This is a genomic window from Symplocastrum torsivum (assembly GCF_059505465.1).
In genome coordinates, this window is sequence record NZ_JCACKQ010000133.1 from 135,014 (window position 1) to 150,215 (window position 15,202).

The 15,202-nt window shown below is 43.9% G+C and carries 12 protein-coding genes; 5 read left to right on the plus strand and 7 right to left on the minus strand.

What is annotated here, in order from left to right:
* Positions 1–405: 405 nt before the first annotated feature.
* Positions 406–1,740, plus strand: a complete 1,335-nt coding sequence (locus AC5JL3_RS34480) for a hypothetical protein (protein WP_496078748.1) — start codon at positions 406–408, stop codon at positions 1,738–1,740.
* 34 nt (positions 1,741–1,774) lie between these two features.
* Here the strand turns inward: AC5JL3_RS34480 and AC5JL3_RS34485 are convergent, their stop codons facing one another.
* The 6 genes from AC5JL3_RS34485 to AC5JL3_RS34510 form a co-directional block, all read right to left on the minus strand.
* Positions 1,775–2,944, minus strand: a complete 1,170-nt coding sequence (locus tag AC5JL3_RS34485) for a hypothetical protein (protein ID WP_496078749.1) — start codon at positions 2,942–2,944, stop codon at positions 1,775–1,777.
* A 117-nt stretch (positions 2,945–3,061) separates the two neighbouring features.
* On the minus strand, positions 3,062–6,253 hold the full coding sequence (locus AC5JL3_RS34490) for a patatin-like protein (RefSeq protein WP_496078750.1): 3,192 nt from the start codon (positions 6,251–6,253) through the stop codon (positions 3,062–3,064).
* 431 nt (positions 6,254–6,684) lie between these two features.
* Positions 6,685–7,287: a hypothetical protein gene (locus tag AC5JL3_RS34495; protein WP_496078751.1), complete on the minus strand. Its 603-nt coding sequence runs from the start codon at positions 7,285–7,287 to the stop codon at positions 6,685–6,687.
* On the minus strand, positions 7,280–8,002 hold the full coding sequence (gene pyrF / locus AC5JL3_RS34500; protein WP_496078752.1) for an orotidine-5'-phosphate decarboxylase: 723 nt from the start codon (positions 8,000–8,002) through the stop codon (positions 7,280–7,282). The genes AC5JL3_RS34495 and pyrF overlap by 8 nt, the downstream gene beginning before the upstream one ends.
* 35 nt (positions 8,003–8,037) lie before the next feature.
* Complete coding sequence (gene tyrS, locus AC5JL3_RS34505; protein WP_496078753.1) at positions 8,038–9,270, minus strand: tyrosine--tRNA ligase; 1,233 nt, start codon at positions 9,268–9,270, stop codon at positions 8,038–8,040.
* Positions 9,271–9,457: 187 nt separating this feature from the next.
* Complete coding sequence (locus tag AC5JL3_RS34510) at positions 9,458–9,586, minus strand: hypothetical protein (RefSeq protein WP_277927595.1); 129 nt, start codon at positions 9,584–9,586, stop codon at positions 9,458–9,460.
* 213 nt (positions 9,587–9,799) lie between these two features.
* Between AC5JL3_RS34510 and AC5JL3_RS34515 the strand changes: the two genes are divergently transcribed.
* Positions 9,800–11,716 carry a transglycosylase domain-containing protein gene (locus AC5JL3_RS34515; protein WP_496078754.1) on the plus strand — a complete coding sequence of 639 codons (1,917 nt, stop codon included), beginning with the start codon at positions 9,800–9,802 and terminating at the stop codon, positions 11,714–11,716.
* A gap of 108 nt (positions 11,717–11,824) precedes the next feature.
* Here AC5JL3_RS34515 and AC5JL3_RS34520 read toward each other — a convergent pair whose 3' ends face one another.
* Positions 11,825–12,244, minus strand: a complete 420-nt coding sequence (locus AC5JL3_RS34520) for a peptidylprolyl isomerase (RefSeq protein WP_192220169.1) — start codon at positions 12,242–12,244, stop codon at positions 11,825–11,827.
* A 211-nt stretch (positions 12,245–12,455) separates the two neighbouring features.
* Between AC5JL3_RS34520 and mnmH the strand changes: the two genes are divergently transcribed.
* The 3 genes from mnmH to AC5JL3_RS34535 all read left to right on the plus strand — a co-directional run bounded on the left by mnmH (position 12,456) and on the right by AC5JL3_RS34535 (position 15,145).
* A complete protein-coding gene (gene mnmH, locus AC5JL3_RS34525) occupies positions 12,456–13,511 on the plus strand; it encodes a tRNA 2-selenouridine(34) synthase MnmH (RefSeq protein WP_496078755.1) in 1,056 nt (351 codons plus the stop codon).
* A gap of 231 nt (positions 13,512–13,742) precedes the next feature.
* Positions 13,743–14,795, plus strand: a complete 1,053-nt coding sequence (locus tag AC5JL3_RS34530) for an iron uptake porin (protein ID WP_496078756.1) — start codon at positions 13,743–13,745, stop codon at positions 14,793–14,795.
* Between the two features lie 26 nt (positions 14,796–14,821).
* Positions 14,822–15,145 (plus strand): hypothetical protein, encoded by a 324-nt coding sequence (locus tag AC5JL3_RS34535; protein WP_496078757.1) that lies wholly within the window; start codon positions 14,822–14,824, stop codon positions 15,143–15,145.
* Positions 15,146–15,202 lie beyond the last annotated feature (57 nt).

Below are 15,202 nucleotides of genomic sequence, written 5' to 3' on the forward strand. Positions count from 1 at the left end.
TTTCAGTCCACTTTAGTGGACTTTATCTATTAGCCCGGAGTTTGAACTCCGGGCGGGTTTAGGGGCTTACTAAGGAAATAAGATTCACCTTCAAGTCCTACAAGAGATTTGAGTCATTGAAACTCAGACACAAGAGGCGCGATCACATTTTCCATCTGGATGCGGTTGAACTGTTAGATTAGATCGGGTAGTTTAGTGAGAATACTAACTAAGGCACAGGTCAGCTAATGCGAACACACGGCAAACTGGAGACAGCCAAATTTTTATTAGTCTATCTTGTTACGGAATACGCTTAAACGAGCCGATGTGCAGACCGTCAGTACAATTACTCTAAACTGCACTCACAAAAATACTAAAGAACAAATTACGATTTTACTCATTCAATAAATATTTTAGAGGCTTTAATTGGACTTACCATCACATATGTTCGTTAATACAATTTCAAATTTTTCTGATAATTTGAATGCCCTTCGTGATTTTGTTGATTTGATAGCACCATTTTTAAATAAACATCAACAAGAAGTAATAGAATCCCAGGCTAATGATATGTTGCCGCTGCTTCTTGCTTTTAAAAAGCTTTTGCCTGAAGATAGCTTAAACAAAATAGAATCCAATAATAATCTTGAGCAGCTCGAAGAAAAGTTAGCTGAAAAAGTTGACATTGAAATTCTAGACAATGGTTCTGACAATAAAACAGCTAAACTTAATTTTAGTAACAAAAGCCTTCAATCATCATTTACACGAGCCTTAAAAATATATTTAGGAACACATCGTCAACAGGAACTTTTATATAGGAGTTCTTTAATTACCCTTACCAGTACATCAGAGTGGTTTATTTCACAGATTCTCCACGAATACTTAGAGAAAAACCCAGGTATTATTTATACTAAAGAGAAGTCTTTTAATTTAAAGGAGTTAGAAGATTTTGGTTCTATAGAAGATGCAAGAAGATTTCTAATAGATTCTAAAGTAGAAAACCTCATACGAGATAGTTTTGAAGAGTGGATTAAATTCTTTAACACACCTATTGGCTTGTCTATGGGTTATCTAAAACCATACCAAAATAAACTCGCTGAGGTCTACCTAAGGCGTAATTTGATAGTTCATAACGGTGGGCGTGTCAACTCTATTTATCGAAAGAAAGTTGCTACAGAATTCAAGGATGATTTTGCCCTAGGTGACGAAGTGCAAGTCTCTCCTGATTATCTTGACGCTTCAATCAGTCTTTTTGAACTTAACTTCATTTTGATTGCTTCTGAGTTATGGAAAAAGCTGTCTCCTGAAGATGAAGTTCGTGCAAATGTGCTTATTGATATTGCATTTAATCATTTGTCTAGTGAGAGATGGAATATTGCCGAGGGTCTGAGTTACTTTGTTATGAACGATAAACAAATGCCTGAAAGGTCTCGGTTAATAGGGCAATTGAACTACTGGCAGAGCATAAAGTGGCAGGGAGCCTATGAAAAAATTCGTTTTGAAGTTGAAAAAGCTGATTTTTCAGCTAAGGAACCTCTTTTTCAGCTAGCTCGGCTTGCTTTGTTAGATGAAAATGAGCAGTTTTTTCAACTTCTCCCTGAAGTCTTAGCAAGTAGAAAACTAGGATATGATCATCTAGAAACTTGGGCAATTTTTCGAGAGATGAGGAAAGATCCTGCTTACTCGCCCTTCCATGAAAAATACAAGTTAGAGTTTACAGATACAAAAAACATCATAGACCAGTCAAGCGATTCTCTAAATTGAGATGTTTCCTACTCCATGACTAAACAATTTTTGCTCAAGGCATCCACTCTAAAACAATTCCCACTCTACTGTCCTTTTCTTCCCTCGAATTCTGCTTTTGAATATCTGTAGACAAGCGCAAATTTCGAGTAACCGCATAGCCAAAAGAAAGCGTTGTGATACCTACTTCATCACTGCTACCAGGAGAGACAAAACTCTGAGTTAAAGAAACATCGGCTGCACCTGTGCGAGATAAAGCTAACATCAACCGCGCCCCAACATTGATACCATCTGTTGAGTAGTCGTTAGATTCTATATTTCGGTAGCCTACTAAGGGTGCAACATTGACATAACTTCCCAAGGGAAGCACATAGTAGCGTAAATCTGCGCCGAAAGTTTGGCGATCGCCATTAAAAGAAGCCTGATAATCCCCACTCACCGTCAAGCCAGTACGACCAATAAATACATCTTCCACACCAACATTAAATCCCGATGCGTCATCGTTAGAGGGAAAGTTAGAGTAACCGAGGCGCAATCGCGTGCGGAAACTGGGATCATTGCGAATGTCTTCCAAAACATTCGGCACTTCCTCCAACCAGCGCTGCAAAACAGGGCTATTTTCAATAATTTCCGGACTTAAATCCAATTCCTCAGCCGCTGAATTCGGCGTTGCTGCTGGCTGAGGCGTTGTTTCTGCTTGACTTAGCTGCATCTTTTCGGTAACAGCGTTATAGCGATTCTCCACTGGATGCACAAATTCAGAACCTAACCCCCCAGCCTCCTCACTAAAGCTCCGGTTCCCTACAAGGGAAGGGGGAGTAATACCAGTTGGGTTTGAGTTTGACACATATTCTTTGATTGCTCCCCCCTTTACAAGGGGGATTGGGGGGGTATGGAATCTGCTATCGTCTAACCCAATTGATACAAGACTCCCCTCTCCTTGCAGGAGAGGGGTTGGGGGAGAGGTCATACTAGATTGAAGCGAAGTGTCATCCGCTACATTCACAGAAGGCATTAAACCCGCTTCGTCTACCTCAAGATTTGGCTCAGTTGTGACACGAGGCAAATCTTTGTTCTCCACCTCCCTATTGACTTGGGTACTGGTAACCATCTCCGCTACAGGTGATGCAGTCCAAGCCGAGGAGGACGTTGTAACGATTAGTCCCACATTCAAGACTACTCCTGAGAATCCCAGTTGTTTTGACCAATCCCCAAAAGATTTCATTCTTATTCCGCTTCTTAGTGTCCTAGCCTAGGTTCTACCCTACTACTAACAGTTAACCGTTGACTATGAACAGCCAACGGTCAACTAATTTACCTTCTTGAGTCCAACTTATCTAAATCACTTACTCTTGTTTTTTCTCCAAGGCGTTCCCAAAAACCAGCACAGTACCGTCGAACCCAAGGCAATCAGCACCCACGTTAGTGATTTCGAGACAGTTATCGCTACACCAAGAATAGCCAGCAGTAACAACACAACCTGAAGTGCAACAACTAGAGGGCGCTTCAGAAGGAAATCTGGTGTCTGCAATGCTAATGGTGCGGTTAGCTGTAACCACCAGTAGAACAACTGTAACGACTTATCCAGAACGTTATAGATTACACTCCGGCGTAACCGCTTAGAGCGATCGCCTAAAGTAGTAAGAACGACATTTCTTAGAATCAAGCCAAATCGAGTGGAGAGGTTTGCCAGCACGACTGTCGGAACGCTGTCTAATACCGACTCTTCACCCACTTTATAAGTCTTAAGAAAATAATCCTCTGTCCCCCCTGGAGTACGCACCAAATCTTCAATCGCTTCCTTCGCTAATGTTCCTGCTGCCAAAGCACTTACACTGCGATCGAAGTAACCAGCAACAGGTAGATACTTTGGTTTTTGATTGGGTTCAGTTGACTCAACTCGTTGTCTATTCCAATTAAGTTGCTCGTCAATTTCATCAGCAATAACATTCTGCAAGTCAGTACTTAAAATCTCACGATGTCCCTCACGAACTAAATCATCTAGGAAATCCTTCAAAAGGTTTTGCAGTCGCTCTGCACTGAACTGCTCAGGATTAGCTAACTTGCGAAGATAGTCAATAATTTTCAGGCGGTCAAGTGGTTGTGAATGAGGTAAAGACTGCTTAACGAGAAATTCAATGTACTTTTCCTTGAATGCTTCAAACTCTTCCCCTTCTTGGGGATACCCCTGTTCTCTAGCTTGGCGTTTCAGAAATTCAGGAAACCGCTGGACTGATTCAGTCGTTATCAACGCTTCCACAATCCGATTCAGTCCGTCTAACCTGCCCCAGAGAATATCATTAGACCGCCAAGATTTTTTAAAGAATCCTCCAAAAGCGTATAGAGTTTCTCCCGCTAACTTATCCTTAGCCTTCTTTTCTTTCCCAAACCCCATTTGAGCATCATTAGGACTAATACGAACTGTATGAATCAACTCTTTCTCGGTTATGTTCGTTAGATATTCAAAGGGATAAAGAATCTGATCTAATTCTCGGAAGTTTGTAAACTGATATAGAACCTTTTGCCAGCTACTAATCTGACTACCTTGTATTAAAGCTTCCGTAGCCAGTTCTACTTGTCGCAGAATATTGAGGAAACCTTCTGCATTTTCCTGTTTGTCATAGCTAAAATCCTTGGCGTTCCAAATTTGTTTAAGTTCATCTGGGTTAGAAAACTTACTGATTTTTGCTTTGAGTTGAGCAAAAATTCCAGAAACTCGCTTTTGGGATACCCAATCGTTGGGATAAGCTTCTAGACCCATTGATGGTAAAGTTATGAAAAAGTCTGCGGGAACTTCTTGTAAATGAGACTTGTCAGCTTCCAATGGTGAAAAACTTTCTAATCCCTCAGCATCCAATAAAAATCGGTGCAAGCGAAGTAAACGCTCATAAAACTGACCACGCAATAGATTAGGTGACTTTTCTTGGTCTAGCAATTCGTAAAAAGATTTGCTTACGGCTGGATAGCTCAGCATCATATCTAAAGCTGACTGAGTAACTTCTAGTATCTTGATTTGACGGCTAAGATTCTTAGCAAGCGTTTGAACATACTTGTACTCATTTTGACTTTGGTTATTATCAAGAATTTGGCAAACTTTCGCAATGATATAAAAGTGTTTGCGAAGAGAATAAGCTATATCTAGATTGCGAATTTGTTCTCCAAAGGCTCTCAGAATTTTTTCACTGCTTTCTGCTTCTTTATTGCCAATAACACGTTCAGTTAACAAAGTCGCAGTTTTTTCTAAAATAGCTTGCTTGTCAATGTTTGACTTCGTGTCTTCCTCCATTCTCAGAACTAGAGGCAAAATGCGATCGCGTAAGCTAATCAACCGACTCCGTAAATAAACTCCTTCTTGGATTTGATTCTCCTGACGAGTCTCTTCCTTAGAAGCCGCAATCCCTTCTGCATCCTTGAGAATAGATCTGTAGCGACGAACTTTCTCATTATGTTCTTTGATTAACTGCAAATCGTTACCAATACTTTCATAGGTTGGTATTCCGACAAGTGAATCCTGAATCACTTGCAAAGTATTGGGTTTAGGCATAGCAGTAAATTGCTGATTCCCACTGTCGGTAAACCGATCTGGACCTGGATCAATATAAAATAACTTCCGGTCAACGGGACGATTAGCAGTACGATAATACATCTCCTTAATTGTGTAGCTAAAGGGACGATTATCTAACACACCGCCATCGACAAAATATAGCTTATATCCTCCTTCAGGAGGTTTATCTGGTAACTCTCGCTTTTCCAAAAGACCCCATTCAACTAACTTTTGGTCAACTGGATTTCTTTCTTTTAGTTGAACATCGACCACAGGAAAAGCAACCGGAAAGCACGAAGTAATTCTACACAGCTTAGCCAGAGCTTGATGGAGTTCCTCTGTAGTAACTTTTACAGGATTAGAAGTACTGCCTGGGTTAAATGGCTCCTTACGACCCTGACGATGCTTGAGCTGAAACATCCCCTTATGGTCTTTGATTTCTATAACACGTCCTGTATCATCAAAAATTTTATAAACTCGACCAAAAACATCAGTTCCTGTGACGAATAAATCTAACTCATTAAACTCCGAAAGCCACTCATCCGTTGGTGCTGGAGCCTTACTGTTTTGCGCTTTATCAAAAGCTTCTTTAAGCTGTTTTTGATAATAACCTTCTCCATCCAAGATAGAATCCCGTTGAGAGTCGCTAGGGCTAGGCTGACGCATTAAACCCAGAATATTGCCACTTTCACGCCAAATCTGAGCGAGGTTTGCAAAATCAGCCACTTGGTCTGCTGTGCTATTTGTCAGTGCATAACTGAGAAGAACACCATTAATTCCTCCGGCTGAGGTTCCCGATATGATATCGACGATAATGTCGGAATCAGTCAGAGCTTTGATGAGTTTATAAACTCCTCTACCCCGTACAGCATTATAGAATTCCCGACAAACCCCATTCATATAAACGGCAAGAGAAACTCCACCGTAAACAACCAGTCCTAGGCGAATTTCCCGACGAAAGCTTGGTTTCTCAAAAGTTTGGTCAGTCATTGAATTGTTCTCCAATTGTTGTATTTTTTTAAGTAAGGCTTACTTTTGTGTAATCAAATTAGTTCCCTAAGAAGCAGTATTAGTAATCAATGGCGTACAGATGCACTTAACTACTTCTCTACTAATGACTAGGAGCAGAGAGTTAAAAAAGTAAGAGTAGTTTTCTACAAATCCTAAGCTAGTAGCACTCTAATTCTTTATAAGTTGCCATCCTCTGGTAGTAGCGATCGCGATTGTACTCGCTCCAGACCGCTAAAGTAGGCAATTGAAAATAAATGCAACAAGAAATATGCCAATTTTCAATAAATTGCATACCTTGATGATGAGATAAAAACTCTTATTCCTTCTGCCCTCTGCCTTTTGCTATAGGTTGATTGGGGTCTAGTCGTGGCGTATCTTTGAAAGAAGCGATCGCATTTTGTACCTCTTCATCAAGAACTACGAAGAGTTCCCATGCGACAATCTCGCAGCCAAAGATTAACCGCTTGACCAATAACACCATTACTACTCTCCCGTGGCGGCGTTGGCGGGCGGGTTTCTGAAGCCGAACCGATTCGAGAAAACATCAAAGCCAAGCGCCAGCCATCAGGTGTTTGAGTGAGAAATAGCCAGTGGTAATGCTGTCTATAAAACGCTCTACCATCTCCATACTGCCGCTCTAAGGTAGTCAGAAAAACTTGCTGAGGGGGTTCCAAGTCAGCACCTGGAGCAGTGGAGGTATATTGACCCGGCCCAAGGCTAAGAGGTTCAAACTCTGGATTTCCTGCCACGAGGACGTAACTAAAACTGTCAACGGTTCTATCTAAACGTCGCGCCCGTTGAATCACTCGGTTGGCATAACTGGGTAAATCCTTGAGTAACTGGGACGTTAATGTATTAACATCCGCAGGGCAAGTTGAAGATTTAGAGAGCAAGTAATGAGTTGAAGAATTGAACTCATCCCTCATCACTGCTAACCCATAGCCTGCTGACGCACTTTGTAGCCCCAGCCAGCAGAGAACAAGAAGCCATCGACTAGGCGTGAAGTTAAACACCGGCAGCCGTTAGCTCATCGCCAATTTGCTCCCAAGCCGCAACTGGGTCAGTCGCTGCCGTAATCGGTCGTCCAATAACGAGGTAATCAGCACCCGCTTGGATTGCCTCTGCTGGTGTCATGGTTCGCTTCTGGTCACCTGTTTGTGACCAACTGGGACGAACTCCAGGGCAAACGAGGAGAAAGTCATCTCCACAAACTTGTCGTAGCTGTGACACTTCCTGAGGGGAACAGACAGCCCCACTTAAGCCCGATTCTTGAGCTAATAGTGCCATTTGTAGAGCATACTCTGGCAACTCCACTGGAATTTTTAGGTCAAAGGCTAAATCTCGTGAGGTCAAGCTAGTGAGAATTGTAATTGCAATCAACTTCGGAGGAGGACAACCTGCTGCTTCTGACCCCTCCAGTGCTGCCGCATTTGCTGCTTTTAGCGCACTGCGACCTGCTGTTCCATGGATGGTGATTAAATCTACACCATAGCTGGCTGCCTTACGGATTGCCCCAGCGACGGTGTTAGGGATGTCGTGAAACTTGAGGTCAAGAAATATCCGCTTTTTTTTACTTTTTAGGGTATGGAGAATTTCAGGACCAGTGCTGACAAAGAGTTCTAGACCTACTTTCCAAAAGGTCACTTGGGGCAACTGTTCTACGAGTGCGATCGCATCTGCCTCAGTCGGAACATCTAGGGGAACAATAATCCTGTCTTCTACAGCCATCTGATCTTCGTTTTTGCTAACTCAATGACCCTGACTCACTTTACCAGCCGTCTAAAGTTCTTTTTCCCAACTTGTAAGATTTTGCCATCTAAAGCATCCGGGGAATCAAAGCTGAGTTCAACATCAGAAATGCGATCGCCATCCAGCTTCACACCTCCTCCTTGAATCTGTCGCCGCCCTTCTCCACTACTCTTGCACAACTCACTGGCACTCAGGATATAGAACAACTTAGCGGGAAACTCAACATTCGAGAGAGAAAATTCCGGAACAGCATCACCTGTGCCGCTAGTGTCTCCTTGAGTGATGTTAATTGCTGCCTGCTGAGCTTCTTTTGCTGCGGCTTCCCCGTGGTATTGGGTGACAATATTTAAAGCTAGTTGTTTTTGGCGATCGCGTGGTGCTTCGGGTAGCTCATTTAAGGGCAAATTCGTGAGTAGCTCAAAATAGTTCTCCAACAAGTTATCGGGTGTCTTTTCCAGCTTGGAGTACATCGTTAGGGCATCTTCCGACAGTCCCACATAGTTCCCCAACGACTTCGACATTTTCTGAATCCCATCGGTTCCGAGCAAAATTGGCACCAGCAACCCAAACTGCGGCTTCTGTCCAAAATGGCGCTGTAAATCTCTCCCCACAGCAATATTAAACTTTTGGTCAGTTCCCCCTAACTCCACATCAGCCTGCACTGCCACTGAGTCATACCCTTGCATCAAGGGGTAAAGAAATTCATGGATGTAAATGGGGTTTTCCTGCTCGTAGCGCTCCTTAAACCCTTCCTTTGCTAGCATCTGTCCTACCGTCATTGTTGCCAATAACTCTAGAGTTTTTGCTAAATTCAACTGCTCTAGCCACTCAGAGTTGTAGCGAATTTCCAGGCGTCCCGGTGTCTCAAAATCCAAAATTGGTCGCACCTGCTCCAAATAAGTTTCAGCATTTTGCTTGACTTCGGCAGGTGTCAATTGACGGCGTACTTCAGATTTCCCCGTCGGGTCACCAATCCTTGCCGTAAAATCCCCAATAATCAGCACAGCCGTATGTCCAGCATCCTGAAAAGCTCGCAGCTTCCGCACTGGGATACTATGACCCAGGTGAATATCTGCACCCGTTGGGTCAATTCCCAACTTAACCCGTAAAGGTTGGTCTGCTTGTACTATCCGTTGAACTAGATTCTCATTCGGATCTTGAGAATCCAATTGGTTCGGAAAAATTTCACTAACACCTCGGTAGAGCCAAGCCAGCTCATTAGGAATTGATAATTCAGAATTTGACATTCGTCTGGAGCGTCTTATAAAGACCAACTAGCAGGGTGTGATAGATTGTTTAAATTTACTTTTCTTATACGAACCTAAGCAGAGAGACTAACATTTTTTGTAGATAATGCCAAAATATCAATGTTTGAGCAGTTAAACTTTCACCCAGTATGCACCTATCATGAGGAAGGCATTGCCTACTTCTAACCTACCCTCCTCTTAGAACCCTGAGGAGCAACGCACTCACCTGTCCTAGTCCTTTGAGCGCTTCGCGAAAGCTGATAGCTCGGTAGAGTTTTAGCGATCGCACCATAATCCGCTTGCCATCAATAGACACCCTGCAAAGTGAGAAAGCAGCCACCATGTCCGTAAGACTTTACAATCGTCTGCAACCATATTCCTGAAGTTGTTGAGATGTTCTTCCCTAAATCCAATTTATCCGTAATCCTGCTAATGGCATAAACTTCTGTAATCATCTATATAAAATATTGACATAACGTTGCCACCTAAGTCCGTTCAGTCTTTTTTTGAGTGAGGAAGTTAAATCGCTGTGTCGTCTAGCACTATTCAACAAAAACAAGATCCGAAAAACGGTTCATCACCAGGTTTTCGGTTTGTGCAAGGAGTCGCTCAGGTAACAGGCGGAACCGTCCTCGGCATCACGATGCTAACTAGCTCGATTGTTGCTGGGGGTTTGGTTGGCTTGGCAACTAGCTTTCGCAACCTTCCAGATGTCAGAGTACTACGGGGCTATGTACCTACAGAAACCAGCTATATATATGACGTTAAGGGGAAATCTCTAGCTAGTCTTCATGGTGAAGCGAATCGCGAAGTTGTCAAATTAGACAAAATCAGCCCAACCCTCAAGCGGGCTGTAATCGCGATGGAAGATAGCCACTTCTATATGCACCACGGGATTAACCCTAATAGTGTTGGTCGTGCGCTCTTAGCCAACTGGGAGCGAGGAAGTGTGGTTGAAGGTGGCTCAACGCTAACAATGCAGTTGGTGAAAAACCTATTTCTCTCACGGGAACGCAGGTTTAGCCGCAAAATCGCTGAGGCTGTACTCGCTATCCGGGTTGAGCAAATCTTTACCAAAGACCAGATTTTGGAAATGTACCTCAATCAAATTTATTGGGGTCACAATAACTACGGTATCCAAACGGCTGGCGAAAGCTACTTTGGTAAGTCTGCCGATAAGCTCAACTTGGCAGAATCAGCAATGCTTGCAGGATTAATTCAGTCTCCAGAAGAATATAGTCCTTTTGTTAACCTCGAAGTGGCAAAAGAACGGCAAGCAATCGTTTTGAGCCGGATGCAAAAGATGGGATGGATTACTCCCGCCGAAGCCGAAGCAGCTCGTAATCAAAAGTTAAAGCTGGGTAAGATTACCTCATGGCAGACTAGCGAACTTCCTTTCATCACAGAAGCCGTTGTCGCTGAACTCAATGAGCGCTTTGGTCGGGATACGGTTCTCAAAGGTGGGATGCGAGTCCAAACTACCATTGACTACAACTTCCAACGCATGGCGGAAGAAACGGTTACTCGCGCCCATAGCACCTTACGTCGTCGGGGTGTTCGTGCTGACCAAGTAGCGCTAGCCGCTGTCGATCCTCGGACACACTTTGTCAAAGCCTTGGTAGGCGGTGTCAACTACGACAAGAGTCAGTTTAACCGCGCTATTCAATCCCGACGACAGCCTGGTTCATCCTTTAAACCGTTTGTTTACTACACAGCTTTTGCTACTGGTAAATATGGACCAGGGTCTACTGTCATGGATACCCCAGTTAGCTATCGGGATGGTAGTGGCTATTACAGCCCCAGAAACTATGGTGGTGGCTACTCTGGTGCGATGAGCATTCGCACAGCTTTGACTGTTTCTGCCAATGTTCCAGCCGTCAAAATCGGAAGAGCGGTGGGGCTGGATAAAGTAATTGAAGTTTGCCGCACCCTTGGGATAAAGAGTCCCATGGAACCCGTGACATCCTTACCGCTAGGCGCGATTGGCATGACACCTTTGGAAATGGCAGGAGCCTTTGCCACATTTGCCAGCAATGGTTGGCACTCTGACCCAACAGTTATTGTCCGAGTCACCGATAGTGCGGGGAATGTATTGCTAGACAATACGCCCAAGCCTCGGCTTGTTCTTGACCCTTGGGCTACCGCTTCCCTCACGAGTGTGATGCAAAATGTGATTACTAGCGGTACAGGAAAAGCTGCACAAATCGGGCGTCCGGCGGCAGGCAAAACGGGTACAACGTCCTCAGAGCGTGATATTTGGTTTGCGGGATATACCCCGCAGTTATCAACGGCTGTTTGGGTCGGCAATGATAATTACAGACCAATAGGAGGTGGGGCAACAGGTGGTGTCTATGTCGCACCTATCTGGCGGAGTTTCATGCTTAATGCTCTGAAGAATGAGCCAGTACAATACTTCCAACCTGCTTCCAAGTTTGAACGCCCTTAGATAGCTGTTAGCCGCCAGTAAACAGCTTAGGAACGATTTTTGACTTTCCCCGCCGAATTAATTTGAGCGGGGAAAACCCGTACTTCAGTAGATTTGAAACTAATCTAGCTATTTCTCAATTTTCACAGAAAGAATCTTGTCACCTTTGCGGATAGCATTGACAACATTCATGTCTTCCGTTTTGCCAAAAGTCGTGTGTACTCCATCTAAATGAGATTGAGGCGAGTGGCAGATAAAGAACTGACTTCCACCTGTATCACGCCCAGCATGAGCCATGGATAAAGTACCAGCCAAATGCTGATTAGAGTTAATTTCACATTTGATTTGGTAGCCTGGGCCACCCGTTCCAGTACCCTGAGGACAACCGCCTTGAATCATAAAATTAGGGATGACTCTGTGGAACGTGAGACCATCGTAAAACCCTTTTTCAGCTAGGTCTACAAAATTTTTCACGGTATTGGGTGCATCCTGATCAAACAGTTCCAGGTTGATTGTGCCCTTTTCCGTTTCCATAATCGCGCGAGTCATTGTTTCTCCTTGATCTAGAGATGATTGAATAACTGACTATTGTGGGTGAGCTTAGCCCACAGCCAAACTATCTTAGGGCAAAACCGCCCTAGCTAACTTTAGCTAAATTCCAAGCGTGTTATCGGTTGTGGAGTTGGCACTTAGTACTGAGTGGTGCGTTAGCCTAGCGTTTGGGTAGACCATTACCCAGATTAGATAGAGATTAACCGTCATGTTGCGATCGCCTAATTATACCCAGCAACCTTGGGCAGAAACCTACAGCGAAATTATTGATGTTCGCAGCGAAAGCGAGTTTGCCGAAGATCATATGCCAGATGCAATTAACCTGCCTGTATTGGATGATGCTGAACGCGCAAAAGTAGGAACACTCTTCAAGCAAGTCTGCCCGTTTGATGCTCGTAAAGTTGGTGCATCCCTAGTTGCCCAAAATATCGCTCGGCATCTCGACACTCACTTGGCGGCAAAAGACAAAGACTACCATCCTTTGGTGTACTGCTGGCGTGGTGGTCAGCGTTCCAATAGTATGGCTTTGGTATTGAAGCAAATTGGTTGGTCGGTGACAGTCCTAGAAGGGGGATACAAAACCTATAGGGCTTATGTACGTGACCAACTAGAACATTTGCCAGAACAGTTTACCTACAGGGTATTAGGCGGACTAACGGGTACTGGTAAAACTCACATCCTGCGACAGCTAGCCAAGCGCAACATCCAAGTTCTGGATTTGGAAGGTTTAGCCAATCATCGTGGTTCCCTACTGGGTCAAGAGTGGGAAGGCAAACCTTCACCGCAACCCTCACAAAAAGGCTTTGAATCGATTCTACTACAAGCGCTACAAGGCTTTGAGACAAGTAAGCCAGTGTGGGTGGAAGCAGAAAGCAACAAAATTGGACAGGTTTATTTACCTTCATCTCTTTGGCAACAAATAAAACAAGCTAAATGTGTTGAAGTAGAACTGCCGCAAGCTGCCAGAGTTGAATGGCTCTTACAAGAATATCCACACTTAATTACACATCCTGACCTTCTCAAACGCAAGCTAGAACGCCTTAAGTCTCGCTATGGTTGGGAAAAACTTAATGAGTGGTACCGCTTCATTGGGGCAGGTGAGTGGCACAACTTGGTAGAGGATTTGCTCTCACACCACTATGATCCTGCTTACACTCGGTCAATCACTCATTGCTATGCCCATATAGAACGAAAACTACAACTAACAGATTTATCGGATGTTAGTGTTGATGGCTTACTAGATACTTTAGTTTCCTTGCCGTAATTATCTAAAATGTTTCAGCCTGAAGGGAGTTGAAAGAAGGCTTAAACTATGTATAGAAGTAGCCTAATAACCCTCGTACTTAATATTTATAGCAGGTTTGTAAAACTAAATATTTTGAGTAAATTGAGTATGACAATATAAAGATCAAGATGTTCAAGAGGGCGTTCTAGCAACATTTAGTGAAGTTAGAACATCCCTCTACTTTGTAATTCAAATATTAGAAGAAAGAAAATGTCTAGTCTGCTCTGGAACGCTTTGACAGCGAGTCCAGCTATTTTTGGTGCCTCTCTTTTGTTCGTGAATAGTGCTTCTGCCTTTCAGACAGCGATCACTGAAACTGCTACTAGGCAGACAGCAATTACCATTACAGAAAAACTCACTGCATCTGTAGAACCAACGGCTCAAGACCATAACTTGCGATCGCAGATGTTGATCGAAAAATCTAGTTTTTCCCCTTTAACATCTCTAGAAATCGACTCTACTTCTTCAGGAGAATCAGCAATACCAACTGCCTCACACTCATCAGAGACAGTAGCTAAAGAATCAAATCTTTCTCAGCTAGCCTCTCCAACAGTCAGTCCTACTTTAGAACTGGCAGACAGTACACTGGCTCAAGCCATGCCAGCGCCAGAAGTAGTACCTGCTGAATCAACCAACACCCTTGAACAAACTAATCATTACAGCAATGACAGCACGGCTGATGACCCGATGGGGCAAGTCACCAACGTTTCTCAGCTAAGTGATGTCTCTCCTGGCGATTGGGCTTATGAAGCGCTGCGGAGTTTGGTGGAACGTTACGGCTGTATTGCAGGTTATCCCGATGGCACGTTCCGAGGTAACCGGGCAACCACCCGTTATGAATTTGCAGCGGGTTTGAATGCTTGTTTGCAGCAAGTTGAGCGTTTGATTGCGGCGAGTACCGAAAACTTTGTGACTCGTGAAGATTTAGAAACATTGCAACGCCTAGTTCAAGAGTTTGAAACTGAACTCGCAACCTTAGGTACGCGAGTTGATACGTTAGAAGGTCGGGTCGCTTTCATTGAAGACCATCAGTTTTCCACTACAACTCGCATGAATGGGGAAGTAGATATCGGTATCATTGATGCTTTTGGTGACACAGTAGCTGTACCTTCTGGACAAACTCCGACTGAGGATTTGGATGTCAACACGATTCTTGCGGGTCGGGCAATTCTCAACTTTGACACGAGTTTTACGGGTCTAGATCGGTTGCGGACGAAACTGGAGGGGGGGAATTTCTCCGCCTTGTCCACTGGTAACGTCTAGTTTTTTGTGGTTTATCAGTTCTAGTAATGTCGGTAGCGATCGCACCGAGTGTCAAAGCCGAGACAGTGGAGACGACAGCTGCAAATCCTACAGCTTTAAGCAACACCCCGTCTGCTAGTGAGCGGCTAACACCATTCAATCTCGTTCAACAAGCGTATCGTGGTTCTTTCATGGCTCAAGGCATTCCCAATTACAGAACGCTGAGTGCCGCTTGCCAGTCAGGGAGAATTAATGGCTCACATCTTATTCAGGCTGCGGTTGACGGGAAGAGGCTCTCTTCAGATATGCTCAGCGATCGCACCTATCTGTTTAATGTTAATAACATGCTCAATGCGATAAACAACGACTAGCGCAACTAGACCATATTGGCAGAAATAAGTGACCAGCTTAAGCAGGTTCGGGAAACC